This window comes from Enterococcus sp. DIV1368b, from assembly GCF_050529595.1.
Taxonomy (GTDB): Bacteria; Bacillota; Bacilli; order Lactobacillales; family Enterococcaceae; genus Enterococcus_B; species Enterococcus_B mundtii.
Window position 1 is genome coordinate 1782206 of the sequence record NZ_CP172883.1, and the last position, 26948, is coordinate 1809153.

General features: G+C 38.4%; 17 protein-coding genes and 1 pseudogene. 4 read left to right on the forward strand and 14 right to left on the reverse strand.

Annotated elements, in window-relative coordinates; genetic code table 11:
• Window positions 1-6 precede the first annotated feature (6 nt).
• The gene (gene uvrB, locus IGJ19_RS08195) at window positions 7-2001 is read right to left on the reverse strand and encodes an excinuclease ABC subunit UvrB (RefSeq protein ID WP_071866251.1); all 1995 of its coding nucleotides are present in this window, start codon (window positions 1999-2001) and stop codon (window positions 7-9) included.
• Between the two features lie 294 nt (window positions 2002-2295).
• Here uvrB and IGJ19_RS08200 point away from each other — a divergent pair, with 294 nt between their 5' ends.
• Window positions 2296-3789 (forward strand): amino acid ABC transporter substrate-binding protein/permease, encoded by a 1494-nt coding sequence (locus IGJ19_RS08200; RefSeq protein ID WP_074801522.1) that lies wholly within the window; start codon window positions 2296-2298, stop codon window positions 3787-3789.
• A 1-nt stretch (window position 3790) separates the two neighbouring features.
• Window positions 3791-4528, forward strand: a complete 738-nt coding sequence (locus IGJ19_RS08205) for an amino acid ABC transporter ATP-binding protein (RefSeq protein ID WP_071866250.1) — start codon at window positions 3791-3793, stop codon at window positions 4526-4528.
• Between the two features lie 60 nt (window positions 4529-4588).
• On the opposite strand, the gene IGJ19_RS08210 is transcribed toward IGJ19_RS08205, so the two are convergent.
• The 5 genes and pseudogenes from IGJ19_RS08210 to lacG all read right to left on the reverse strand — a co-directional run bounded on the left by IGJ19_RS08210 (window position 4589) and on the right by lacG (window position 9670).
• Window positions 4589-6220, reverse strand: a complete 1632-nt coding sequence (locus IGJ19_RS08210) for a glycoside hydrolase family 53 protein (protein WP_086334784.1) — start codon at window positions 6218-6220, stop codon at window positions 4589-4591.
• Window positions 6221-6240: 20 nt separating this feature from the next.
• The gene (locus IGJ19_RS08215; RefSeq protein WP_374955056.1) at window positions 6241-6639 is read right to left on the reverse strand and encodes a lactose/cellobiose PTS transporter subunit IIB; all 399 of its coding nucleotides are present in this window, start codon (window positions 6637-6639) and stop codon (window positions 6241-6243) included.
• Window positions 6639-7923, reverse strand: a pseudogene (locus IGJ19_RS08220) (PTS transporter subunit EIIC); the annotation flags it as partial. The gene IGJ19_RS08215 and the pseudogene IGJ19_RS08220, both read right to left, overlap by 1 nt.
• A gap of 18 nt (window positions 7924-7941) precedes the next feature.
• Window positions 7942-8253 carry a PTS lactose/cellobiose transporter subunit IIA gene (locus tag IGJ19_RS08225; RefSeq protein WP_010735223.1) on the reverse strand — a complete coding sequence of 104 codons (312 nt, stop codon included), beginning with the start codon at window positions 8251-8253 and terminating at the stop codon, window positions 7942-7944.
• A gap of 16 nt (window positions 8254-8269) precedes the next feature.
• Window positions 8270-9670 carry a 6-phospho-beta-galactosidase gene (lacG, locus tag IGJ19_RS08230; RefSeq protein ID WP_071866247.1) on the reverse strand — a complete coding sequence of 467 codons (1401 nt, stop codon included), beginning with the start codon at window positions 9668-9670 and terminating at the stop codon, window positions 8270-8272.
• Window positions 9671-9896: 226 nt separating this feature from the next.
• On the opposite strand from lacG, the gene IGJ19_RS08235 reads away from it, so the two are divergent.
• Window positions 9897-10673, forward strand: coding sequence for a DeoR/GlpR family DNA-binding transcription regulator (locus IGJ19_RS08235; RefSeq protein WP_071866246.1), 777 nt, complete (start codon window positions 9897-9899; stop codon window positions 10671-10673).
• 10 nt (window positions 10674-10683) lie between these two features.
• Window positions 10684-11382, forward strand: a complete 699-nt coding sequence (locus IGJ19_RS08240) for an HAD family hydrolase (RefSeq protein WP_430603648.1) — start codon at window positions 10684-10686, stop codon at window positions 11380-11382.
• 27 nt (window positions 11383-11409) lie between these two features.
• Here the strand turns inward: IGJ19_RS08240 and dnaJ are convergent, their stop codons facing one another.
• From dnaJ to IGJ19_RS08280, 8 genes are all read right to left on the reverse strand, one after another.
• Complete coding sequence (dnaJ, locus tag IGJ19_RS08245) at window positions 11410-12576, reverse strand: molecular chaperone DnaJ (RefSeq protein WP_010735219.1); 1167 nt, start codon at window positions 12574-12576, stop codon at window positions 11410-11412.
• Between the two features lie 355 nt (window positions 12577-12931).
• Window positions 12932-14761 (reverse strand): molecular chaperone DnaK, encoded by a 1830-nt coding sequence (gene dnaK / locus IGJ19_RS08250; RefSeq protein ID WP_010735218.1) that lies wholly within the window; start codon window positions 14759-14761, stop codon window positions 12932-12934.
• A gap of 54 nt (window positions 14762-14815) precedes the next feature.
• A complete protein-coding gene (gene grpE, locus IGJ19_RS08255; RefSeq protein WP_010735217.1) occupies window positions 14816-15364 on the reverse strand; it encodes a nucleotide exchange factor GrpE in 549 nt (182 codons plus the stop codon).
• A 79-nt stretch (window positions 15365-15443) separates the two neighbouring features.
• On the reverse strand, window positions 15444-16487 hold the full coding sequence (gene hrcA, locus IGJ19_RS08260; RefSeq protein ID WP_071866244.1) for a heat-inducible transcriptional repressor HrcA: 1044 nt from the start codon (window positions 16485-16487) through the stop codon (window positions 15444-15446).
• 233 nt (window positions 16488-16720) lie between these two features.
• Window positions 16721-17902, reverse strand: coding sequence for a radical SAM family heme chaperone HemW (hemW, locus tag IGJ19_RS08265; RefSeq protein WP_142433620.1), 1182 nt, complete (start codon window positions 17900-17902; stop codon window positions 16721-16723).
• Window positions 17903-17992: 90 nt separating this feature from the next.
• Window positions 17993-18136, reverse strand: coding sequence for a hypothetical protein (locus IGJ19_RS08270; protein ID WP_260653864.1), 144 nt, complete (start codon window positions 18134-18136; stop codon window positions 17993-17995).
• A gap of 236 nt (window positions 18137-18372) precedes the next feature.
• A complete protein-coding gene (locus IGJ19_RS08275; RefSeq protein WP_169823214.1) occupies window positions 18373-18534 on the reverse strand; it encodes a hypothetical protein in 162 nt (53 codons plus the stop codon).
• Window positions 18535-18741: 207 nt separating this feature from the next.
• The gene (locus IGJ19_RS08280; protein ID WP_430603651.1) at window positions 18742-26667 is read right to left on the reverse strand and encodes a QWxxN domain; all 7926 of its coding nucleotides are present in this window, start codon (window positions 26665-26667) and stop codon (window positions 18742-18744) included.
• Between the last annotated feature and the right edge of the window lie 281 nt (window positions 26668-26948).

A 26948-nucleotide genomic window follows, 5' to 3' on the forward strand; every position in this document is an offset into this window, starting at 1 on the left:
TACCCCCTACTCAGATGCTTTTAATTCAAGAATCATATCACGTACATTGGCTGCAGTCTCGAAATCCAATGCTTTCGCTGCATCTTTCATTTCTTTTTCTAGTTTCATCAATAATGTTGCTTTTTCTTCTCTTGTCATCTCTTCATAAGAAACTTGCACCGTTTCTTTTGCATCATCTTCTGATTCTTTCGTAATCGAGATCAAGTCTCGGATTTCTTTGATGATCGTTTTCGGAACGATGCCATGGTCCTCATTGTATTGTTGCTGGATACTACGACGTCTTGACGTTTCATCCATGGCTAAACGCATGGAATCAGTGACTCTGTCCGCATACATGATGACTTTACCTTCTGAGTTACGTGCCGCACGTCCGATGGTTTGGACTAATGAACGTTCACTTCGTAAGAACCCTTCTTTATCGGCATCTAAAATAGCGACTAACGATACCTCAGGCACATCTAATCCTTCACGTAGTAAGTTGATACCAACTAATACGTCAAACTCGCCTAAACGAAGATCACGAATGATCTCTGTCCGTTCTAATGTTTTGATATCGCTATGCAAGTATTTTACTTTGATCCCTAACTCTTTGAAGTAATCGGTCAAGTCTTCTGACATCTTTTTCGTCAACGTGGTCACAAATACCCGTTGGTCTTTTTCAACTCGCTCATTGATCTCACCTACCAAATCGTCGATCTGACCCATGATTGGTCGTACCTCGATGACTGGATCTAATAATCCTGTTGGTCGAATGATTTGTTGGACCACTGTATCTGTTTGTTCGTACTCATAAGGTCCAGGAGTAGCAGAAACATAGACGATCTGGTTGACATGTTTCTCAAATTCTTCTAGACGTAAGGGACGGTTATCTAGTGCAGATGGCAAGCGGAAGCCATAATCGACTAGCATTTGTTTTCTCGCACGGTCTCCGTTATACATTCCACGGATCTGTGGCATCGTCACATGAGATTCATCAATGACCATCAGCGCATCCTCAGGGAAGAAATCTAATAACGTATACGGCGGTTCGCCTTCTTTACGACCATCCATATGACGTGAATAGTTTTCGATCCCAGAAGTATAGCCCATCTCTAACATCATCTCGATGTCATAGTTCGTCCGTTGTTCTAAGCGTTGCGCCTCTAATAATTTGTTCTCATTACGCAACACAGTCAAGCGTTGTTCCAGTTCTGCTTTGATATTGGCGACCGCATGTTCCATATGATCGTCATCAGTGACAAAGTGAGTAGCGGGGAAAATAGCGACGTGTTCTGTTTCGCCTAATACTTCACCTGTCAACGCATTCACTTCACGGATTCTTTCGACTTCATCGCCAAAAAATTCAACGCGTAATGCTCGCTCATCACGTGAAGCTGGAAAGATCTCCACGACATCACCACGCACTCGAAAACGACCGCGCTGAAAATCAATATCGTTTCGCTCAAATTGGATGCTGACTAGATCTCGGATCAATTGATTACGGTCCATCTCCGCACCTTGTCTGATCGACACGACTTGTTTTTGATATTCAAATGGTGAACCTAACCCAAAAATACAAGAAACCGAAGCAATCACGATCACGTCATTTCGTTCTAACAATGAACTTGTGGCGGAATGACGCAATTTATCGATTTCATCGTTGACACTTGAATCTTTTTCAATGTACGTATCACTCGAAGGTACATAGGCTTCTGGTTGATAATAATCATAGTAAGAAACAAAATATTCGACCGCATTGTTCGGAAAGAACTCTTTAAATTCCCCATATAATTGGCCAGCAAGTGTCTTATTATGTGCAATGATCAAAGTTGGTTTATTTACTTTTTCGATCAAATTAGATATCGTATAGGTTTTCCCTGTTCCGGTCGCACCTAATAAAATCTGCGCTTTTTTACCCTCATTTACACCTTCGACCAACTGCTTGATCGCTTCTGGTTGATCGCCGGCTGGTTGGTATTTTGACACCAACTCAAAATGACGGGAGGTATCTCTTTCAATCATTGTTCGTCCTCCTTTTCGTTCATTCCTTCTCTCATTTCATCAAAAAAAGAAAAGGAAAGCAAAGGCATTCCTTGTTCCTCTATTATATCACGGCGAACATACTTTCGCCAATTGAAAGTTTTGGATCTTACCTGTAATCTCCTTCTTTTATCGCATGTCATGTTTTCTTACATAGCATGTAATAAATCGCTACTTTTTTAAATTATTTTTTCTTGGAATCTTGTGTTAGGAATATCTTTTCGCCTATAATAGTTAAATATTGGAAATTATCGAAATTTATATAGGAGGTTATTTATGAAAAAAAGAAACATGTTACAGACATTCCTTTTCATAATGACAGGACTTGTTACATTCGCTCTGCATACGCCTGTGCAAGCTGACGAGACGCAATCGACTACAGCAACTAGCGAGACGATGCAAAAAATAGAACCTAAAAAAGACGTTTATGTGATTGCAAGTGATTCGGCCTTCGCTCCATTCGAGTACCAAAATGCGGATGGCGAATATGTGGGGATCGATGTCAGCTTAATGGAAGCTATCTCAGAAATGCATGGGTTCAATATCCGCATGGACTTCCGCGGTTTCTCTGCTGCGTTACAGGCATTGGAATCCGGACAAGCAGATGGAATGATCGCGGGGATGACGATTACAGATGAACGTAAAAAAACGTTTGATTTTTCAGACCCTTATTTCCAAAGTGGTATCCAAATCGCAGTCAAAAAAGGCAATACTTCGATCAAGTCTTATGAAGACTTAGATGGAAAAACAGTCGGTGCGAAAGTTGGTACCGAAAGTGCAGATTTCTTGGTCGCTAACCAAGAGAAATACGGCTACGAAATCAAATATTTCGATGCCGCAGATCAGCTATATGATAGTTTGAGAGTCGGAGCAATTGACGCAATGATGGATGACTATCCAGTAATCGGTTATGCGATCAAAAATGGTCAGGAATTAGAAACGCCAATCGAACGAGAAACTGGCGGCTCTTATGGTTTCGCAGTGAAAAAAGGAGAAAATCCTGAATTATTAGAAATGTTCAACGAAGGCTTAAAAGAATTAAAACGAACAGGTCAATATGACGAGATCATCAATCAATACATCTCTACAGACGAAAGTGCAGCAGCACCAGCTGTTGATGAATCGACATTGACTGGCTTGATCCAAAACAATTACAAAGCGCTATTGAAAGGCTTATGGCAAACGATCCTATTAACCTTGATTTCATTTGCACTAGCTTTAGTTGTCGGCGTAATCTTCGGTCTTTTCAGTGTTGCACCGATCCGCGCCTTACGAACAGTTGCAAGCATCTATGTAGATATCATTCGCGGAATTCCGATGATGGTACTTGCTTTCTTCATCTTTTTCGGTCTACCAAGTATCGTGGGCTTTACGATTCCTGACTTTATTGCAGGGATCATCACATTGACCTTGAACGCGAGTGCCTATATCGCCGAAATCGTACGTGGCGGGATCAATGCTGTTCCTACAGGACAAATGGAAGCTTCACGAAGTTTAGGTCTGTCTTATAACCGTACGATGCAAAAAATCATTTTACCACAAGCATTTAAAATCATGATTCCATCGTTCGTCAACCAATTCGTGATCTCATTGAAAGATACGACGATCATTTCAGCGATCGGTGTGGTCGAGTTGTTACAAACTGGACGGATCATCGTTGCTCGTACCACTCAAAGTACGTATGTCTACTTGATCATCGCAGTAATGTACTTGATCTTGATCACTGCATTGACGAAATTAGCGAAAGTTTTAGAAAAGAAGGTGAAATAAGATGACAGAAAAAATCTTAGTCGAACATCTTGTAAAAAAATATGGAGACAACACTGTCTTGAACGACATCAACGTGTCGATCAATGAAGGCGATGTTGTTTGTGTGATCGGACCTTCTGGTTCAGGTAAAAGTACTTTTTTACGTTGTTTGAACCGTTTAGAAGATCCAACATCCGGTGATATCATCATTGATGGTGCTCATTTGATGGATAAAAACACAGATATCAACTTAGTAAGGCAACATATAGGCATGGTATTCCAGCATTTCAATCTTTTCCCACATCTTTCTGTGTTGGAAAACATCGTTTTAGCACCGATGGATCTAAAAAAACTCTCTCGTGAAGAAGCAGAGAAAAAAGCAATCAAATTGTTAGAAACAGTTGGCTTAGAAGACAAAAAAGATATGTACCCAGATAACTTATCTGGTGGACAAAAACAACGGGTTGCTATTGCTCGTGCATTAGCAATGAATCCCGATATCATGCTCTTTGATGAACCTACTTCAGCCTTGGACCCAGAAATGGTCGGCGATGTATTGAATGTCATGAAAAAATTAGCGAAACAAGGAATGACTATGGTCATCGTGACACATGAAATGGGCTTTGCTAAAGAAGTCGCGAACCGTGTCATGTTTATAGATGGCGGCAACTTCCTTGAAGATGGCACACCACAACAAATCTTTGAAGATCCGCAAAATGAGCGAACGAAAGATTTCTTGGATAAAGTATTAGATATCTGATCGACTAAAGAAAGCCCCTAAGAACGTCTGGAAAAACCAAGCGTTCTTAGGGGCTCTTTACTATTGATTTTTAACGAATGTTACATGATCCACCGATACCCATCCTTGCGCTTTTGCATCAACATAAATGCCAATCTCACTCGTGCCGGAAGTAACCGGTATATCTTTGATCGTTACTTTTGTCCACTCGCCACTTTTAGTGATCGAAGCCTTCAGCTCTTTCTCACCATGATTTTTGACATACATCTGACTAGCGGTCAAATCGCCACCTGCCATGGTATAAGCAGTTAATGTGTACGTTCCCTTGCTTAATCCATCAACAGTTTGATAGATCGACATTTGATACGCTTGATCATCCCAAAAGGTTGCTTTATACGCTCCGGAAAACCCACCAGTTTCAGTTTTCAATGTATCGATTGCTGCACCATTGCCTCGCCACACAGACCAATTTGAAGGTGTGTTCGTGAAACCGTCATTTTCAAAACTAGGATTTTTCAGAAGATTTTGCTGTCTCCCTGCTTCTTGAAACGCTTTTAAGCTAGGAAGTGCTTGCCCATTGAAATCAAACATTGCCTGGTTATCCCACTCATTTCCTGTTTGGGATTGTACGCCTAAATAGTTCATTCCAGCAGCTGTTGCCCAAGAGACATTACCGTTATACCATAAAGGTTCCCAATAGAAAAAGCCATTCCCTTTCTCATTTGGCACGGTTTGGATACGAGTCACCAAATCATTTAAATATTCTCGTTGCCCTGCTGGTGTTGCCGCATATCCTCCTGCAATCTCTTGTTCTGGACCAAAAGCATTGGGCATACTATCCGCATTGGCAGTTGTGTGTCCATATGCAGTCTCTACCACATTGACTTCTTTATCATATCTGGCACTGATTGTGTTCATTGTCGTTTGCAAGGCATTCATCGAGCCATGCCAATAAGGATAATAGGAAAGGCCGATCAAATCGTAATCTACCCCACGTTTTGTAATCTCATCAAACCACCAAGTAAAGACATCCGTATCTCCACCATCAGCTAAATGCAGCATGATTGGGGTGTCGACTGGTTGCGTTTCTTTTACTCCCCGAATCCCAGACTTCAAGAAAGTGGCTAATCGATCAAACTCGCCACCACCTTCCCCCCATGATTTTCCATAAGGCCAAAGCATGCCGCTGTTCAATTCATTGCCTATCTGGACCATATCAGGATATACACCATTGTTTTTCATTTCTGTCAATACACTTTTCGTATAACCGTATAAGGCTGCATCAAGTTGCTCAAAGCTATAGTTTTCCCATGCTTTCGGAAGGTTTTGTTTGCCAGGGTCCACCCAGAAATCACTATAATGAAAATCAAGTAACACTTTCAATCCTAGGTTTTTCGCACGTTTCGCCAAAGCAATCGTCGTGTTCAAATCATTCGTGCCTGCACCATATGAATTCCCTTGATCATCATAAGGATCTTGCCATAATCGCAAACGAACATAGTTGACGCCATTGTTCTTTAGAATCTGTAATGCATCTTTTTTCACACCATTTTCGTAATATCCTGCACCAGATTTTTCCATATCCGCTAATATCGAGATATCTGCTCCACGTATCAATTCCTTTGCCTCCACTTGCTTTGAACCTAATGCCACACTGACTAACGAAACAAATAATCCGACAACCAACACTCGCCAACCTTTTACTTTGTTCATTTAACGATCTCTCCTTTGATTTAAAATTGATCTAAAACAAACCGAACAGCTTTCTCAGGATCTCTTGTCAAACCAATGTATTCTGCACCTTTTGTGGCAACCAATTTAATCCCTAAACGATCTGTGTCTTCCTTGATGTCCTCATAGTAAGATTGGACTTGCGGCGCCAAGACGATCATATCAAAGTCTTCCATCATCTCGTAATGAGAACCATAAGCACCTGCTAAAGCACTGATTGGTGCATCAAATTCTTTTGCTCCTTCTTTCAAAGCATTTGCAAGCATAGCACTTGTACCTGCGCCTGCGCATAAAACTAATACATTGATTTCTTTACCTGAATCAGCCAAAGAACTCGCTTCTGTTGCTAATACTTCATTCGCCGGAATCGTCACGGTCACTTTTGTTTCGTTTTCTTGCATGGCTACTTGTTCTGCTTGTCGCGCTTCTTGCTCGACTAGCGTCGCATCATACGCCTTACAGAATGGGAAATAGATGGCAAAGTCGACGAGAATCAAAACTGCGGCTAATACAAACGCCAAAACCCCCATGCCAGTTCCTAAGACTAAACCAATCGGAGCTGGCGTTGCCCAAGGTAAGACATACATGAAACTATTCATTCCAAACACATCAACAAAAAACTTGAACAAGCAAACGTTTACAATCGGCGTCAATAAAAATGGAACAAAGAAATACGGATTCAAAATCATCGGTGCCGCAAACAACAACGGCTCATTTACTGCAAAGCTGACTGGAATAACTGAAGCTTTACCAACCGCTTTTAACTGTTTGGATTTTGCAAATAGCAAAAAGATAAACGGAACGACTAAAGTCGCACCTGTTCCACCCATCGTTCCGACAAAATTCCCTAAACCAACAGTCAATACATGTGAAGCTTGTTCCCCAGAATTGAACAGTTGTAAATTGGTTTCGACATTCGCATAAATGATCGCTGCAATCGCTGGTTCAACAATCGATGGACCATGGACACCAACAAACCAGAAAAATGCCATAGCACCCCAGATCACGGCTATCCCCAAATAGCCATCTGCTGCTGTAAATAGTGGTTGCAATAAAGTGATGATGGCTTCTGCAAAAGAGATGCTAAAAAGACTACGTGCAGCTAAGTCGACCAACACGGCGGCAAAGACAGAAAATGAAAATGGAAAAATATCGCGGAACGTTTGAGAAATTGTTCCTGGTACTTCTTTTGGCATCTTGATCGTAATATCTTTTCGTACACAAAACTTATAAATGTTTACAGTAATAAATGCAGCGATGAACGAAGCAAGCAACCCTTTCGTTCCCATATATTCTGTTGAAAAACCACCTTCGATCGGTGAAACACTCAACAATAAGAAACTAACTAAAGAAGCAAGCATTACCGATGTAGTATTGATGATTTTATTTTTCGGCATTCTCCGATTCATCGATTCAGCTAAACAGCGTGCAGTAGTTGTAGAAACTAATATGCCTACGACCCCCATCGAATAATTGTAGATTTTCCACAACCAGGTCGATACTCCTTCTGGCCATTGAAAACCAAAAATCTCAGGAACTGCCGCAATCAAAATAAAGATACTTGAAAATAAAATTGCTGGCATAGCCGTCAAGAATCCATCTCTGACCGCACCTAAGTAAATGTTACGTGAGATTTTTTCAAAGATCGGTTTGCCTTTTTCAATTTGCTTGATGATCCCATTCATGCTTTTCACTCCTAGTGATTATTTGTTTTTATATAACTCAATGAAATCTTGGATCAAATCTCTTAGCAATAAAGTAGTCATCAAGTGATCTTGTCCATGGATAAAAATAAATCCCATATCCATATCTTTTCCTGAAGCCTCTTCTGCTAAGATCTTTGTTTGCGAATTATGGGCTAATGTCAAATTCTCATCTGCATCCTTCAAGGCTTCTTCCACACGATCAAATTTTCCTTGACGGACTTCTCTTAATAATGTGAGTAACGTACTACGTGCATCCCCTGAATAAGCCACGATCTCAAAACCTAACATTTGCAATTCTTCTTTATTCATCTTCCATTCCTCCAACTTAAATGATTGTTTTTGTTTCACTGACGAATTTGTACCAATAGGCGGACTCTTTAGGGTAACGTTTTTGTGTTTCGAAATCGACATAGAAGAGTCCGTATCGTTTGTTGTAACCATTTGACCAAGAGAACAAATCCATTAACGACCATAGGAAATAGCCTTTCACGTTTACTCCAGCAGATATAGCTTGGCTCAATGATTCTAAATAGACTTTCAAATATTCGATCCGCGGTTGGTCCATGATCACACCATCATCGAACTGATCTTTGAATCCCATCCCATTTTCAGTGATGTAGATTTTATTGTAGTGAGGATAATCTTCCTTGATACGTAACAATAGATCATATAACCCTTCTGGATAGATCAACCAGTCCCAATCCGTTCGAGGGATTCCTTCTTTATAGATCCGTTCTCCAATTCCTTTTACTTTATAAACAGAAGTTCCTTTGTCCCCTGTTCCATTATGATGGATCGCATTCTCTCCATGATACGCTTTGACAAAGTGACATTGATAATGGTTGATACCCAAGTAATCATTACGGTGCGAGGCACGCTTCATCTCCGCCAAATCCTCTTCCGGAAAATCATAACTTGCGCCGTTTGCTTCACAAATCTCAGCAAGCGCTGACAATGTTTCATCAGAGTAATATCCTAAGTAAGTGGCATCTAAGAGGAAACGGATCGACAACGCATCATCTAAGAACGCTGCATGTTGATCTTCCAAAGCGTCCGATGCAGGATATTTCGTTTCTAAAGAATGAACCACACCAATTTCACCGGCATATCCCTCGTCTTTGAACAAGTTCACCACCCTTGCGTGCGCATACATCATGTTATGCAAGCAAGCAATGATTTTGGTAAAATCATAGGTGATTCCTGGTGGGAAAATCCCTAATAAATATTGATTCGTTGCCACTGGATAAATCTCGTTGAATGTACTCCAGTAACGTACTTCTTTAAATTCATCAAAGCAAAATTTTGCATACGCAACAAACGCTTCTATATTGTCTCTATTTAAAAAATCACCCTGATCAAATAAAACTTTTGGAGTATCAAAATGATGGAGCGTCACAAAAGGAAGTACACCATGTTTCTCACAAGCTGCAAAGACCTTATGGTAAAATGCCACACCCTCTTCATTCACTTTCCCAGTTCCATCAGGAAAAATACGACTCCACGCAATGGATAAACGTAACCCATTCACACCAAACTTCTCACATAATTCAATATCTTTTTCATATTGATGATAGAAATCACTTGCCGGATCAGGACTGAATCTTCCTTGTTTCTCTAAAAACTCGTCCCAAGCAACTTCACCTTTTCCGCCTTCTTTTGTTGCGCCTTCTACTTGGTATGCCGCTGTTGCTCCGCCAAAAATAAAATCTTCTGGTAATTTCAGCATCTCTTCCCCTACCTTCTTGTCTACTAATTTATATAACAACACGAATTGTAATCGCATTCAAAACATTTGTCAACAAAAACAAACAAATTCAATCAATAAATTGCATTTATTTGAAATAAAAGTGGGAATTGTTTGTTTAGGTTGATTATTTTTGTTTGCATATGTTTGTTTTTGTTGACCTACATTCTATTCTATGGTAGATTATTTGTGAATTGGGAGTGATTAGATGTTAAAAAGAGAGCGCTTACTAACAATTAGTGAGATGGTGAATAAAAAAGGAATTTTAACGGTCAGTGAGATCATCGAACAATTGAATGTCTCTGATATGACCGTTCGTCGAGATTTGGATGAGCTAGAAAAGTCAGGAAAATTATTGCGTATCCATGGCGGGGCCCAAAGTCTCACCTATACCCTCGACCAAGAATTATCACATACAGAAAAATCAGTCATGCAAATCAAAGAAAAGCAACAGATTGCGGCAACAGCTGCACAGTTGATCAATGAAGGTGATACAGTCTTTTTGGGTCCAGGAACGACGATCGAGTTATTAGCTTCTCACTTGATCCACAGAAAACTGCGGATCATTACGAATAATTATGCCGTTTTTGAAGTGTTAGCCCAAGCAGAAGTTCCCGAAATTTTGTTGATCGGTGGCGACTTTCGAAAAAACACTGGTGCATTTGTCGGCCCCATCACCAACGATAACCTCAGAAAACTGAAGTTCACCAAATCATTTATCAGCGCTAACGGTGTGCATAATGAAGCAATCTCAACCTATAGTACCGAAGAAGGTGAAGCCCAACAAATTGCCTTGAACCATTCGAAAAATAAATACTTATTAGTGGATCACCAAAAATTTAATCGCGATGACTTTTATATCTTTTATCAATTACATGATTTTGATTTACTGATTACTGATCCACACATCAAACCACATGTGAAAGATCATTATTCGCAATATGTCCAAATAAAATTAGCGGAATCGCTAGAAAATGAACTTTAGGAGTGAACGTATGAAAGGAATTATTTTTGATTTTAACGGGACGATGTTCCAAGACTCCCATTTACATGAAGCGGCTTGGGTCCAAATGATCCATCATTATTCTAAAAAAGAGCTTTCTGATGAAGACATTGTTAAAAATATCCATGGACGTACCAATAGTGAGATATTGAATTATTTTATCTCCCCTACTTTATCGAAAGAAGAAGTCGAGAAACTATCAAACGAGAAAGAGGCATATTATCGCACTCTTTGCTTAGAAAAACCGGATGATTTAGTGCTGACGCAGGGATTGATCGGTACTTTGGACATATTAAAAGAGGAAAATATCCCGATCACGATCGCTACAGCTACAGTCAAAGATAACGTTGAATTTTATTTTGAGATTTTTGATTTAGTAAGATGGTTTGAATTTGATCAAGTCGTTTACGATGATAATACTTTCCCAGGTAAACCACAACCTGATATCTTTATCAAAGCCGCACAAAAATTAGCTCTTGAACCAAAAGATTGCTTGGTCATTGAAGATGCTTATTCTGGACTTTTAGCAGCCAAGCGTGCAAATATCGGTACGATCATCGCCATTGATCCATTTGGGAAAAATCGCCAGTTATTCTCCAATCAAGAACTAAGAAAAGATGGTGTGATAGAGAATTTTGATGATTTCTATCTCAATTTCTTCTCCACTGCAACTTCATCAAAAAAAAGATAGACGTATGATCGTCTATCTTTTTTGTATTTATTTACGTTTTTTTCCGCCAAACGCATCTTTTACTTTATCAAAAAAACCATCTTCTTGTTGCTCTTGAACATGCATGCCGCCTGCTTTAGCAAATGCGCGTAAAGCTTCACGCTGTTCTTCATTGAGGTTTTTTGGTGTAATCAATTTCACACGCACATGTTGGTCCCCTGTAGACCCACCACGTAAACGTGGCGCTCCTTTACCACGTAATCGGAAGTTCGTTCCCGTTTGCGTACCAGCAGGGATTTTTAATTTGACATCCCCATGAACGGTTGGCACCTGTACTTCATCACCCAGCGCTGCTTGCACGAAGCTTAATGGTAACTCATAATAGATCTCTGAACCATCGCGATCAAAGATATCACTTTCTTCTACTCGGAAGACCACATATAGATCTCCGAATGGACCACCATTCTCGCCTGCTTCACCTTGTCCTGCTAAGCGCATTTGTTGTCCTTCTTCCACACCGGCTGGTACATTCACTTTGACCGTATGTGCTTTCTTCTCATGACCAGAGCCATGACAAGTCGGACATGGTTCTTTGATTTCTTTCCCAGTGCCTCGACACACATCACAAGTTTGACGGCTCATCACACGACCAAGTGGTGTTTGACGTTCCACATTGATTGTTCCAGAACCATGACATTTATGACAAGTCGTCGGTTGTGTTCCTGGTTTTGCACCATTTCCGCTACACGTGTGACAAATTTCTTCACGATTGTATTTGATTTCTTTTTCTACCCCAAAGATTGCTTCTTCGAAGGATAAATTGACTGTATATTGTAGATCTGATCCTTGACGAGGGGCATTTGGATCAACAGATCTTCCACCACCGCCGAAAAACGAATCAAAAATATCTTCAAATCCACCAAAGCCAGCTCCACCACCGGAGAAGCCGCCAAAGCCACCAAAGCCGCCGCCACCAGCGCCATAATTAGGATCAGTTCCGGCATGTCCGTATTGATCGTAAGCTGCACGTTTTTGTGGATCACTTAAAATCTCATAAGCCTCGGAAACTTCTTTGAATTTTTCATCAGCATCAGGCTCTTTATTGATATCTGGATGGTATTTCTTTGATAACTTTCGATAAGCTTTTTTTATTTCGTCTTCTGAAGCTCCCTTTGACAGCCCCAAGACTTCGTAATAATCACGTTTTGTTGCCATAGGCTTTCCTCCTATTGGTTCTCTTCATTTCCACGTCGTTTGTTATCATATCACACTTTGATCGAAACAAAAACCGGAAATTTCGAAGTATCGACTAAAGAAGAAAAAATCGATCATTAGTTTCTGTGGCACGAAGAAAAGATAACATTTCTCTTCTTGATCCAAAGAAAAAACACAATTGATGACTTGTTCCTTTACACTAGTGATGCTTCTAAACTGCATAAAATAAAGTGATACAAGATTATTCCCTCGGAAATAAGCCGAAGAATCGCGAAAATATGAGAAGCTATTTTCGAATTCTTCGGCTTATTCTAAAGCGGGACTTGATCTCTTTAAGTGAAACTAAATGAACTGATTATTTTTTGTCGTCATCGACTTCTTCAAAATCAGCATCTACGACATCATCCGCTCCGCCTTGGGCAGCTTCAGGATTTTCTTGAGCTTGTTGTTGTGCCGCTTGTTCATATAATTTAACTGTCAAGTTTTGCACGATTTCGTTCAACGCATCACGTTTTGTTTTCATTTCTTCGATGTTGTTTGCTTCTACTGCAGCTTTCAACTCGTCACGAGCTGCCTCAGCTTTTTTCACTTCTTCTTCGTCAACTTTACCTTCTAATTCTTTCAAGGTTTTATCAACTGAGAATAGCAACGCATCGACATCATTACGTAGATCAACTTCTTCTTTACGTGCTTTATCTGCTTCTGCATTAGATTCAGCATCTTTCACCATACGTTCGATTTCTTCGTCTGTTAGACCTGAAGAAGATTTGATCGTGATTTTTTGTTCTTTTTGTGTACCTAGATCTTTGGCAGATACATTTACGATACCATTTTTATCAATATCGAATGTTACTTCGATTTGAGGGATACCGCGTGGTGCAGCTGGAATGTCTGTCAATTGGAAGCGACCTAATGTTTTATTGTCCGCAGCCATTGGACGTTCCCCTTGTAATACATGGATATCTACAGCAGGTTGGTTATCCGCAGCTGTTGAGAATACTTGTGATTTACTTGTTGGGATTGTTGTATTACGATCGATCAATTTTGTAAATACGCCACCCATCGTTTCGATACCCAATGATAATGGAGTTACGTCTAGTAAAACAACGTCTTTTACATCACCAGTGATCACGCCACCTTGGATTGCTGCACCCATCGCTACAACTTCATCTGGGTTTACTGATTTGTTTGGTTCTTTTCCTGTTTCTTTTCTTACAGCTTCAACAACCGCAGGAATACGAGTTGAACCACCGACTAAAATCACTTCATCGATTTCTGATTGTGACAAACCAGCATCTTTCAATGCTTGACGTACAGGAACTTTCGTACGTTCCACTAAGTCAGCTGTCAATTCATCAAATTTTGCACGAGTCAATGTCATTTCTAAGTGCAATGGACCAGCATCACCAGCTGTGATAAATGGCAAGCTGATTTGAGTGCTTGAAACACCTGAAAGGTCTTTTTTCGCTTTTTCAGCAGCGTCCTTCAAACGTTGTAAAGCCATTTTATCTTGACCTAAGTCAATGCCATTTTCTTTTTTGAATTCAGCAACCATATGATCAATGATTTTGTTATCAAAGTCATCTCCACCTAAATGGTTGTCTCCAGCAGTAGATAATACGTCGAATACGCCATCGCCTAATTCAAGGATCGATACGTCGAATGTACCACCACCAAGGTCAAATACTAAGATTTTTTCATCGCGATCTGTTTTGTCTAAACCATAAGCTAGTGCTGCCGCAGTCGGTTCATTGACGATACGCTCTACTTCTAAACCTGCAATCTTACCAGCATCTTTAGTTGCTTGACGTTGTGCGTCATTGAAGTATGCAGGAACAGTGATAACTGCTTTTTCTACTTTTTCGCCTAAATAATCTTCTGCGAATCCTTTGATGTATTGTAAGATCATTGCAGAGATTTCTTGTGGTGTATATGATTTACCTTCAACATCCACTTTATAACCAGCTTCACCAATATGGCGTTTGATGGAAGAAATTGTATTAGGGTTTGTTACTGCTTGACGTTTTGCGACTTCCCCTACTTGGATCTCACCATTTTTAAATGACACAACAGAAGGTGTTGTACGGTTTCCTTCTGGGTTTGCAATGATTTTTGCTTCATTTCCTTCTAATACAGCTACTGCTGAGTTTGTAGTACCTAAGTCAATTCCGATAATTTTACTCATAATCAACGTCTCCTTATCTTATTACTAAGTTGTTGTTTCTATTCCATCATGACTTTATTGCGCAACGATAACCATTGTCGGTCTCAATACGCGGTCATGTAATTTATAGCCTTCTTGTAACACTTCAACGATCGTATCAGCAGGTAATTCATCTGTTGCTGGTACCGTCTGAACTGCTTGATGCAATGTCGGATCAAAAGGTTCACCTTTTGCAGGGATTTTTTCGATTCCCTCTTCCTTCAATGCATGTTTCAAACTTTCAAGAACCATCTCGACACCTTTTTTCAAACTTGCACCTTGCTCATCAGATACTTCTGTTGCTAAAGCACGTTCTAAGTTGTCGATAGAAGGTAATAATTTTTTGGCTAAATCTTGTGAACGATATTTTTGCAATTGCTCTCGTTCGTTTTTACCACGATTTGCCATATTAGCGATTTCTGCTCTCGCACGCAAAAACTTGTCTTCCATTTCATCAAATTCAGCTTGGAGATTTGCAAGTTCGTTTGCTTCTTCTTCCACTTCTGAAACTTCCACTTCTTCCGTTTCTGGATCTAGCTGCGTATCATTCAATTCCTGATCTAATTCTTCATGGTTTTCTTTCATGATGCAGTCTTCCTTTCATTATTCAGTCAGATGCTTGATCGCTCAAATCGAAAAAACGATCAGTCACTTTTGTGATTGTTCAAAAATCCGAGCGATCAAGTGTGCGATAATAATCAGCGAGTTTGTGCGCCAATTCTTTTCGATAGACATCGACAAGGCCTAACATTTTGGAATATGGCATACTAGTTGGTCCTAGCAATGCGATGGTTCCACGTCCATGGCCGACGATTTCATAACTCGCTTGGATCATACTCATATTTTGCAATAGGTCATTGCCTATTTCCGAACCGATTTTGATATGTATCTTGCTATCCATCGGTACGATCATCTGTGTCAGTTCATAGGAATCTGTCATAAATGAAAACATTGACTTGAACTGATCCACATCTTGCAACGGTTCATAATCCAATAAGTTCATTTGGCCACTCACATAAACTTTATCCTCAAACGCATGACTCAAAACCGTATCAAAGAGACTAGACATCCCTTCCGTTGTTTGAAAATATTTATGCAAGATCATCGGGATCTCCGTGCGTAATTTGTTGTATACCGTCACTAACGGATCTCCTACCAAACGGTCATTGACAATACGAACCATTTTTTCTAAGTCCTGACTACCTAAGTTTTCAGGAAGAGTAAAAACCTGACTTTCAACGTTCCCATTATCAGTCACCACGATCGCAATGACCTGACGACTATTCAATGGCACGATGCGAAAACCGGTCAAACGGCGATCTTTAATCTCGGGTCCTAACGAAAAAGTAGTGTAACTAGTCAACTCAGATAAAATCTCAGCTGATTGTTTGATGATTTCGTTGATTTCATGGAATTCCTTGTTTAAAGACTGTCGAATTTGGTGCAAATCATCATTTGCTACACGAGCAGGTCGTAACAGATGATCCACATAATAACGATAACCTAGCGCAGACGGTATACGTCCAGAAGAAGAATGTGTCTTTAAAAGTAGACCTTCATCCTCTAAAGCTTTCATATCATTACGGATCGTCGCTGGACTTGCCTCGACTCCTTCCGCCATTAACGTTTTGGAACCAACGGGCACCCCACTACTCGTATAGTTTTGGATGATCAGACGTAAAATATCACTTTGTCGCTGTGTTAACATCTTTCTCACCTCTCATTAGCACTCTTAGCTTCTAAGTGCTAACCCACTTATAAATATAGCAAGAAGACTAAAAAGTGTCAAGGAAAAGAACCCACTTTTTTAGCACTCTTACATCGAGAGTGCTAATCAATTGTCAACTTGCTTAAAATAGCGTCATATCAGGCATTTGATCATAAAAAACTTGATTAAAATCGTTTTTTTATTTCGTTGTTATAAAAAATTTAAACAATCATTCAGTCGTTTATCAAGTCCTTATCCAATAAAAAACGTTCGAAGACATTATTACCCAAAAAAGTTCCTTTTTGTGTCAAATATACTCGGTCTTCTTCATTCACTAACAACTCTTCTGCTACTAACTCATCCAGGACAGATTGATACAACGATTCAATCGATCGACCATAACGGTGTAAAAAGTGTTGCTTCTCAATGCCCACCTTTTTTCTTAAACCAAGAAACATCTCTTCCTCGATTTGATTCTTACGAGATAACTCTTCACGCTCTAATACCGGTAGCTCACCTTCACGTAACGGACGCAAATAATGTTGGATCGGACCTTTATTTCGATATCGCGTATGATCCAAATAGCCACTTGCCCCTGCGCCAAAACCAAAATAGTGATCATTATTCCAATACATCAAATTGTGTTGCGATTCATGACCAGCTAAACCAAAGTTACTGATCTCATATTGATGACGTTGGTGTTTTTCCATCGCCGCAATCGTTTCTTCAAACATCCGTGTCTCCGTCTCTTGATCTGGCAACTGCAACCGACCTTGTCGAACCCAATTCATAAACATCGTTTTATTCTCTAAAATCAATGAATAAAGAGAATAATGAGGCAAGTCTAAGGCTAATGCCCGCTCTAACGTATCTAGATAGCCTTCTAATGTCTGTCCAGGTAATGCATAGATTAAATCAATGCTGACATTTGAGAAATTTTCCGCCTCTAAAAATCGCATCGTTTCATAGACATCTTCCGCCGTATGTTTTCGACCAATTTTCTTTAATAAGCGATTATCAAAGGTCTGGACCCCCATCGATAAACGATTGACCCCATAATTCTTCATTACTTGTAGCTTTTCCCTGGTCAAATCACCAGGATTCGCTTCCACCGTAAACTCTTTTCCTTCATTAAAAGGTAAGATCTCTCTGGCACCAGACAATAGTCGATCGAGCTGCTTAGCCGATAAAGAAGTCGGCGTTCCACCACCAACATACAGTGTCTCCAATTCATTCACCGGACGACGCTCCATCATGATCGCCATTTCCTTTAGTAGCATTTCGACATACTCATCCACTGGTTGTCCTTCCAGAAACACTTTATTGAAGTCACAGTAATAACAGATATGTTCACAAAATGGAATATGGATATAAGCAGAAACCTTATGTTCTGCGGATTTGTTTGTTTCTTTCATTAGTTTTTCTTTCTCCTTACGTCAAAAAGTCGTACCGCTTTTCGACCACTCTTATAAAAGCATACTATACGTATTTAACAAACAAATCCACTAAAAAATCCAAGAATCGATTTCTTGGATCAGTTTTTCTTTAGTTGTATTGGAGACTTGATTGTAAATTTCCAGTGTGGTTTTCATGTTGGCATGCCCTACACGTTCCATGATTGCCTTGAGCTGCATGAAAACAGGAATCAAGTGACTCGATTCCTGTTTTCATACTATTTTTGTTTTTTTTACTGTCCACTTGACAAGGGGCACTTCAAAGGATCAACCTTTGGATCCCCCCCTAATTTTACTTCTCATACTATATTCATTTCCTCTCTGGCTAATATCTCCTTAACGAATGGACTATCTATTTAAACAGCAACGATGATTATATTTCCCATAAATTTTCAGTCTAGTTTAATAATATGCATAAATCGTTATTCGTATTATTTAGCTAATCCTACTAATTTACGTTGCCTTCTATATTCCTCATTCGCGCTATACATCATTACTGTATTAAGTTCTTTAGCAGTAGCATTTTCTGATAAGTAAGATATACTTTTGTTGTATTTATTTACAATTTTCCATACTTGTCCTTTTTCATCCATCTTCCTTCCCATCTATCTATTACTAACAGTTATCCAATTTTTGATATAAGAAGCATTATTGCTTCAAGTACCTGTACTTAATTTTTCAATGTCATTTTCTAGTAATCTATAGGTGGTAACTTTTTATCTCTAAAAAAGCAAAAAACTTTGCATATCCCACTTTATTTATACTCAGCCCCTTTGACACAAGCAAAGCTTCTATATCGCTTATATGTTCAACTCACTTCTAAGTTGTTGTTTGAACTGCTTACCAGTATACGTGCTATTTATAATCTTACTGATTATCTTCCCCCTATTTACAAGGGTCGCAAAACTTTTTTTGTCACTATTTTGTGAGGTGGGTGTTAAAACATTTTCTGTTGTTGTTTCTTTTGGCCTATCTTTTGGTATTTCTTTTAATGTAACCTTTTTTTCAAGATTTTCATAATTCCATAGATGCATCATTACTTGGAACATAAACATAAATCCGTTTCCTAATTTTGAATGATCGGCACTTCTTTTAAAACGTGGTCGTATGTCAAACTCATTTCCTTGTGCAATATCTCGAATAATGATCATTGCCATTTCTGCATCCATTAATTGAAAATTACTTCGTAACATAGAATCTACTTTTAGTGCTTCAACAACAGTATTTTTAGATAGATTCGGTTTGTTTTGTTCCAGAGCTAGTCTTTTAACAAACCTCTCAAATGTCTCCGACAGTACAAAGCTAGGATAATAACGTAGAAACTCATCTCTCAAGTCTTTTCCGCTTCTTCTTGTCCCTATTGTAGGTAAAGTATAGGCTATAATGTCATCTGTCGAAGATGCAAGATGTGTGGCTTCATGCATAATCGTTTCCTCTGGAGCTGTTTTTAACTGCTCTTCTGGAGAAATAGCTGGCTTTAAGTGAAAAGCATCTGCCATAATAATGATTCGACATTCGCCATCTTGTTTAAATACAAATGCATACGCATTTAAATATTCATTATATTGTGAATAATAGTTTTGTGTGATTTCATCTTGAACAAGGTCAGATGAGACAATCCACATGTTTTCAAATCCCCAATCCGCTGATTGTCGAAGAAATAACTCCCCCTTTTCTGCGATCGACAGGACTCTTTTGATGATTTCTCTTAAAACCTGTTCTTGGTTCGTTGCTTCTACTAAGTCAAACATTTGAATCAAATATTTCCCTACTTTTGTTTCAGCAATTGTAGATTGTTTTAATAATTTCGAACAAATTTCTTTGGCTTTGCTGAAATTTTCTACTGCTTTATAAAACTCTTGGGATAATTCTTCGATAAATGGTTTGAGAAAGTCAGGAACCTTTGTGGCATCAAAGCCCACAAATACTCGATAGTCAGCTCGAAAGTTTGTGGTACCTCCCTCCTCTACTTGACTAGTCAACTCGTTTTCTTTTACGAATTCAATTTCCCCTTCATTTGGATTACCGGGTTGTTCAGGTACCAGGTCAGGCGCTACTTCTTCAATATTTTGAGCAATAGAATCCTCTACCCATCCTTTCATAATCTCTAAATCTTCGTCTGTAAATAGAGGCTCTGGCGGTTGATTGAGCGTCACGTCTTCATTAGGAAATGATGTTTCTACCCATTCCTCTAATTCTGTTAAGTCACTAGTTGCCACAATAGGGACATTCGAAGGTCCCGCATCTAATAGATCATCAATTGCTTTTGATATTGCTTCACCTAGACCCTCTTCTTCAGGAATTACCTGATGTTGAGAAACTTTCTTAGTCAACAAATCGTTAATTGTACGAGACAATGCGCTTTCTACCAAAGCTTGATCGTTTATATAATAATTTTGTGGCTCCGAAATAAAGCTAGTTAACGGTGTAAGTGCCACATCGTTATCTTCATATCTTGGAAATTGGTAATCATTTGGAGTGACTACTGCTTGTCTGAATTTGTTCCAATCACTTATTTTCCCTGCCCCTGTAGGGATTGTATTATATGGTGGGAATATTCTATTTTTAGAGGTCTCTTCCTGTGATGTGCTCGCGATACCTGCCTTTGAGGTACTAGCCTTCTCATGTTTCCCACCAGTTTTTGACACGGCACTCATATGATCAACAGAGACTCTTTCTAAATGAGTCTCAAAACGAAAATGTTGAATGCTAGAATCAAATCGTAATACAGTGAGCGGTTCTAGAATATTCTTTTTTACTAAATGGTATCGATTCTCTTCCATGTCCAACAAAATCAATGGAATGTACCGATGTGTGATTTTTATATACGTTCTTCCTGCTGCATCGCTCATCAACCCATACGCATCTGGAGCGGAAAGACCAGTTGGATCTAGTAACACTTCAAATCGGTTGATTTGACTCTCAACAACGGTTGTTACTTCTTTAGAGAGAAGGGGTGACGTCCCTGGCTCAAAATACCATTCCACCCCATTGAAATTGACTGGAAATATCTCATTTCCATCAATAACATCGTAACGTACCCCATGGCCTTTCACTGGCTCAATTCTGATAGGTATAATTTGGTCATTCATTTTTATACCATACGAGATGGATTTATCTTTATTTTGTATGGTATAAACTATCCCCTCCCCATATCCCTTTGGGTAAATATTCGCTTCTTCAACAAACGGAACGTCTTTATCTACTTTCTTTGTTAAGCGATCAATCAATGCTTTTTGTTCTGGCGTAAAAGATGCTGCCCCTTCAAATTCTCTTAGTTGATTGCCTCTCAAAGTAAAGTATTTACCAGAGACATCTCCATTTTTTAAATCTGTCACCTTCATATATAATTTATTTTTTACCCATTTCACTTGAACTTCTGGCCCATTTCTTGGTAAATGTGTACGGATGTATATGTCAGACCAATCTGTTGTTTCTTTTTGTAACTTTTCTAGTTTTAACAAGATTTCTTTGATACTATGGTTTAAAAAATTTTGATTTTTTAATGTCACTAATCCTTTTATGACTAATTGACTCCCACCTACAACTAACTCAAAACCGGGATCAATATAGCGTGCCACACCTGCTATGAGAGCTCTCAGTTCTGCTGGATTAGGGATTACGTTCGCACTGCTCATTATTGCATTTCTTAATCCACTTCGTGCAATTGCTCTGGCTACGCCCACAACAAACTTCGTATTCAAAGCAGTAACCGTTCCAAACAAAGGAATCAGCAGAACAACATCAATTAGACAAGAAGACACGGCCTCACCCACTTGTCCATTTATACTACTTACCACACAATCGTAAAACGGAATAATATGCTTCACCATATCCCATATTTTTTCAGTTGTTGACTTGTCATTTCCTGACTCATACAGTTGTCGGTAGAATGCATCACGGTGCTTACTGCTGATATTCTCGATGAATGTCTCTACATCAGTTCCACGAGATAATTCTTTATCGCGATGGACTTTAACAGTAAATGTATAGTGTTTTTTATTTATCAAGACCCCATCACGGTCTTTTTGAAAACCTTGATTCCAAATGTACTTCTGATCAAACAAACCATATTTAAGATATAATAATGGATCAGTATCGACACGATATAACATATACCCACTGTCTTCATCCAATGCTTTTAATGCGTATAAACGTTCTTCATTGTTGCAAATGGCAACGAACAGATTGGTATTTTCTAACTTAAGGATTGTATCGAGCCAATCCACGCGTTTTGTAAAGGAAACTGGTGGCATACCCGGCGCACCTGCACCTCCTCCGACATAAGGAGCTTCATTTTTCAACTGCGCCGAAGCTTCGTAAATTTTGGTATCAGCCGAAAATATAAAGCTAAGCTCCTCAGGAATTACTATTTTTAGTGCCAGTTCAATCAACTTCTTATTGAACGAGTGATAGGCATTCGAAACAGCTTTAGTTAGGTGTGTGTATTTCTCATTAATATTTGGCAAGTCCAAAAGTTTAGGACATGGATTTTTCCCCTTAAGATATATCTGATCAAACCCTCTGACATCTATTACTCCCTTTTGTCTACATTCTTCGGCTACTTCTTTTGCCAATGCTTGCTTACGACGCCACTCCCTGAATGCTTTTTCATACATTTGATAAGAAACATGTATCATTTTATGTAGCTCTAAAATTTTGAAATAACCTTTCTGTCGATAACCTATGAAAGTGCTTAAGGCAAACTCTTTATGGTTTCCTTTTTCTAATGCTTCACTTAATCCCTTCGGATCGAGTTGAGCAATGGCTAATAGTGCTGGCGTGATTAGATATTGCAACTGATTAAGTGAATCGACGCCTTGTTTACTGACTGTCTCACAAAAAAACTCGCCAAACGCTCGAATTTCCGTTTGGTTGAACTGTTTCAGATATCCTGCATCTTTTAATAACATCGAACCTGTTAACTGCATTAATGTATCATAATCAGAAATCGGTAAATCATCAGATAGATTACTTGCCTCTAAAAGATAATTTGGTAATACGCGATCGACTAGATGGATCCATAAACTCTTTAAATTCGCTTGATCCTCCTCTTGCTTTCGTGAATCAGCAAGTGTATGTGCTCGAGGTAGAGGATCGATCAAACCCGATTTTTTCAACTCCTCTAGCTCAAACAGCTTTCTGAGCTGTCCAATCGTATAGGATGATGGATCTGAAGATGCAAGTATACTTTTAGCTATGTATGCTTCGATTGAACTTTCTAATAAATTTTCAACAGCCCATTTGGAAACCGTAGCTTCTGCAAGATTATCGGAGATTTTTTCCTCTAATTCTCCACCATATAGATTTAACTCTTTAAGAATGATCATCGCGATTGCTTGTAAGTTTTCATGTATGATCACTCGTTTGTCACCACTTCGTATCAACCATTTTCCCATTACAACGAATAGATCTTCTTTCGTTGCTTCATTTGCTAATAGGCCTTTATTGTAAAAAAAACGTTTCACCTGTTCCATTACTCGTCCCTCACACCACTGATCCCCGTCACTAGTTGTTTTTAAACTAATGATATTTCCTAAGATATCTTGTTTATCTTTAGGTATATCTGCAGGGGGTACAGATGAATTCGAACTAGTTGATTGTTCAAATATACTAGATGTTCTATTTTCATTTAAAGAAGTGACATCTTCAATCGTTTGAGAAAGCCAAACAATGAAAGTGATTTTTGCCTCCATGTCTGAGATTACTCCATCTTGTTCTTCACCAATAATCAATTGAGCGATTTCTTTCACTTTCACCATATCAATTGTTTCTTGAGTAGTATCTTCAAGTAATGTCCATTCTGACACCTTTTCAACTAACAAACGAAGATTAGAGATATCGCAAGGAATCCCTTTTGTAGTTAAAAAAGTGGCAATTCTTTGATTGATTTGTTCTTTTTGAGTAGAATCGATTCCATTTTCAAAATGGTTCTGTAATTCGTTGGTTACCTGTTTGGCTGGATCAATATGATTTTCATTCAGAAATGCTTCAATTTTTACCTTTGTCTCTTTCTCTCCTTCTATCTCTTCAGTGATCCCTCCAACAAAACGACGTTCACTTTCTCTGAATTCCTTATAGAAATATCCTTTCTGTGCGTTATTGTTTTCCCATTGGAGAAAAATCTTTCTTGCCTCATCAATGGTAATAAAAGTTTCTTTAATACCATAATTTTTAAGGAGGAGATTGGCTGCCTCTTTTTCTCTTTTGATAATCAAATCATATGTATCAGCTGATAAAGTCCACTCGCGCAATTTTCTGACTAATTCACTCGTAGATGAATTAATAAAATGGGCATTTTGCTCATGGAGAAACGTCCTGACCGCTTCGTTCACTTTAGAAGTTTGGGTGCGATTTTCAAAAAGAGCAAAGTGGTAACAGACAAGAATGATTGGTTGTGTATTAGGTATAGAAAGCGGTCGATCATTAATAAAGTCGGCATAAATTTGATCACTATGTTTTCTTTTCTCTAGGAAATGACTCATCACGGATGTTTCCGGCTGAGCTAGTTGATAAATGTGCGTTTGATTCGTTTGATTTTTGTATGTATTACCCTCTAAAATCGTATTTGTTTTCCATTGCATAAAAATTGCCTGTAATTGAGTCGCAGAAAGAATATCTCCCAACCTTACATTTTCTACGCCATACGCTTTGAGTAAAAAAAAAGCTAAGGTTGCTAACTTTTCTGATATAACTGATACTTCATTTTTTTCACTTATTCCTACCCTATCTTGAAGTCTCTTTATCAGTTCCGTGTCAGTGACAGAATCACTCAATAATCCTTGTTTGATGTACCAATCTTTTAGATGTTTATTTACCGTTTTTGTAGCGTTTCTTCTTAAAAAAAGAAGTTCGTTATAATAAAAAATCGGCAATGGTTGATCCTGATCGATTGCGGGAAAACGATTTGCCGCAATCGCTTCAGTCACTTTAGATAATAATGTTAATTCAGTCGCATTCATTGTAGCTTTATCTTGATTCATCTGGGTATCCATTATGATTGTTTGGTTCTTCACCAAAGCAAAATTTTTATTTATTGAAAATGTAACGTTTTTAAAAATATTATTATTTCGCCATTGGAGAAATACTTCAATGGCTCTACTATCCGTCAGATGTTCTTCGGAAAGATCATAAGCTTTCAAAATGATTCGAGCAATTTGTTTTCTTTTATCCAAAATATCTTGATTCGTGTTCCCTCTATTTCCCCAGTATTGGATTGCAAGAAACAACTCTCTGAGCGATGATTCATTCGACAAACACAATTCCTTATCATGCTGGCACACACGCTCAATAATCACTTTATTAACCGTCTCCGTCTTATCACGCTTGCTAAAAACCGCTAAATCAAACCATACTGGCCTCAGTGATTCAACTATTTTTTCTGAAGAAAGTTCATTTTTCATATAAGACGAAATCGTAGACTCGATTTTTTTTAGTGTATGATCCGAAAAGTCTTCATATGATTTCAGTGGAATGTTCACACTTCTATCCAATGGGAATATTTTTTTTCTACCATCGGATAATTTGACAGGAATCGTTGCCGCTTCTGCAACTCTTACTTTTAATGGATCCAATATTTCAAGGAATCGGTCAACGCTTTCCGTTGCTTTCTCCATTAATGTCCATACCATATTAAATTGTTCTTTTACTATTGAGCTGTTATCTAGATGTTTAGTGAGTTGAAATAAGTTGGGGAAGAAATGTTGTATTGGATGTCTAATATTCTTTCTAACTTGGGTAGTTTCCGAATTTTTTGTTTCATAGTAGGGAGGAAAAGTTTGCTTGAAAAAGGGGAAAAAAGAGTCAATTACAAGGTATCCATTTGCATTTTCTTGTTTTTCTGTAAATATACTATTTAAAAATCCACTAAAATAAATGGGAAATAAATCAATCTTCTCTATCGGAAATTCTTCTACATTTGATACTGCTCCTTCAGTTGCATTTGCTGAAAAATATTTATTTGTCAAAGAATATAAATCTTCCATGTGGAATTGAAAAACAGTTTTTAATGTTTCAGTCATATCCTTTCCAATAGAAAATGGCAAGTCGTTTTCTGTGCTAGTTTTTTTAAAGTGAAACTTTTTAATGTCTATTGGGCGGTATGTTTGTTGACCTAGCCTTTCTTGTGAATCGATGATGGCTCTCTGACAGATTGTTTTAAAGTGAGATTGTGTATGATTGGGAACTTGCCACAGTCCCCAATGTAGTCGATAGTTAAACTCACTATTGGTTGTACAATTTTCAAGTTTCGAAATCCCGTGAACTACCTGATGAATATTGACACTCCATTGATGAGCTTTTTCAGCTAAGTACATCATCGGAGGATTATTAGAATTCCCTTCAATGATTGGTCCGACTATCGTATTGTTACCTGTTTCTGCCTGAAAATGCAACCGGTTAGAAGTAGAAGTTGAAACAAAAGATTGAACTGTGAGAAATTCTTCTTGATTACGCACTTCTATGAAGGTGTCTACTTCAAAAGCGGAAGAATCTCCTTTACCTGTTTGTTGAAGATTGGGTGATACTTTATCGGATAATCGAAAATTCCCTAATACACTTAATAGATAAAGGAATCCTAGCGGACTGTGAAATCCCTTGGGGCTGAGCGTCTGTCCCATACTATTGGCTAAAGCGTTCAACCATCTTTGTTCTGCTTTTTGATTATATTTCTTTTGACATTGATAATAAAATTCACCATTTTTTTTCCTATAAACTTCTATTATCATTTTTTTCACTCCTTCATCTGTTTTAATAAAAAAAATTATGTAATAATCATATTTTTAATCATAGAGAGTGTTAAGCCTGGATACCGAAATAAAGGAAAAGCATATCGTCAATAGCAATTAAAAAAACTAAAAAAATTTTATTTTTATATACGTTAATTGTACAAAAAATATGACTATCCAATGTGACTTTATTTGAATGATTGATGAAAAAAATGGTCTAGTCATAGTGACGATAGATATACTCACTAAAGAAATATGGATAGAAGCAGAAAACTTATATC

Bases quoted from the DNA above. Each gene is read 5' to 3' on its own strand.
- IGJ19_RS08275 (WP_169823214.1), bottom strand. From the start codon at position 18,534: ATGGATGAAAAAGGACAAGTATGGAAAATTGTAAATAAATACAACAAA.
- grpE (WP_010735217.1), bottom strand. From the start codon at position 15,364: ATGAAAGAAAACCATGAAGAATTAGATCAGGAATTGAATGATACGCAG.
- hemW (WP_142433620.1), bottom strand. From the start codon at position 17,902: ATGAAAGAAACAAACAAATCCGCAGAACATAAGGTTTCTGCTTATATC.
- IGJ19_RS08225 (WP_010735223.1), bottom strand. From the start codon at position 8,253: ATGAATAAAGAAGAATTGCAAATGTTAGGTTTTGAGATCGTGGCTTAT.
- IGJ19_RS08215 (WP_374955056.1), bottom strand. From the start codon at position 6,639: ATGCAAGAAAACGAAACAAAAGTGACCGTGACGATTCCGGCGAATGAA.
- IGJ19_RS08240 (WP_430603648.1), top strand. From the start codon at position 10,684: ATGAAAGGAATTATTTTTGATTTTAACGGGACGATGTTCCAAGACTCC.
- hrcA (WP_071866244.1), bottom strand. From the start codon at position 16,487: ATGTTAACACAGCGACAAAGTGATATTTTACGTCTGATCATCCAAAAC.
- dnaK (WP_010735218.1), bottom strand. From the start codon at position 14,761: ATGAGTAAAATTATCGGAATTGACTTAGGTACTACAAACTCAGCAGTA.
- IGJ19_RS08235 (WP_071866246.1), top strand. From the start codon at position 9,897: ATGTTAAAAAGAGAGCGCTTACTAACAATTAGTGAGATGGTGAATAAA.
- uvrB (WP_071866251.1), bottom strand. From the start codon at position 2,001: ATGATTGAAAGAGATACCTCCCGTCATTTTGAGTTGGTGTCAAAATAC.
- lacG (WP_071866247.1), bottom strand. From the start codon at position 9,670: ATGCTGAAATTACCAGAAGATTTTATTTTTGGCGGAGCAACAGCGGCA.
- IGJ19_RS08200 (WP_074801522.1), top strand. From the start codon at position 2,296: ATGAAAAAAAGAAACATGTTACAGACATTCCTTTTCATAATGACAGGA.
- dnaJ (WP_010735219.1), bottom strand. From the start codon at position 12,576: ATGGCAACAAAACGTGATTATTACGAAGTCTTGGGGCTGTCAAAGGGA.
- IGJ19_RS08210 (WP_086334784.1), bottom strand. From the start codon at position 6,220: ATGAACAAAGTAAAAGGTTGGCGAGTGTTGGTTGTCGGATTATTTGTT.
- IGJ19_RS08205 (WP_071866250.1), top strand. From the start codon at position 3,791: ATGACAGAAAAAATCTTAGTCGAACATCTTGTAAAAAAATATGGAGAC.
- IGJ19_RS08280 (WP_430603651.1), bottom strand. From the start codon at position 26,667: ATGATAATAGAAGTTTATAGGAAAAAAAATGGTGAATTTTATTATCAA.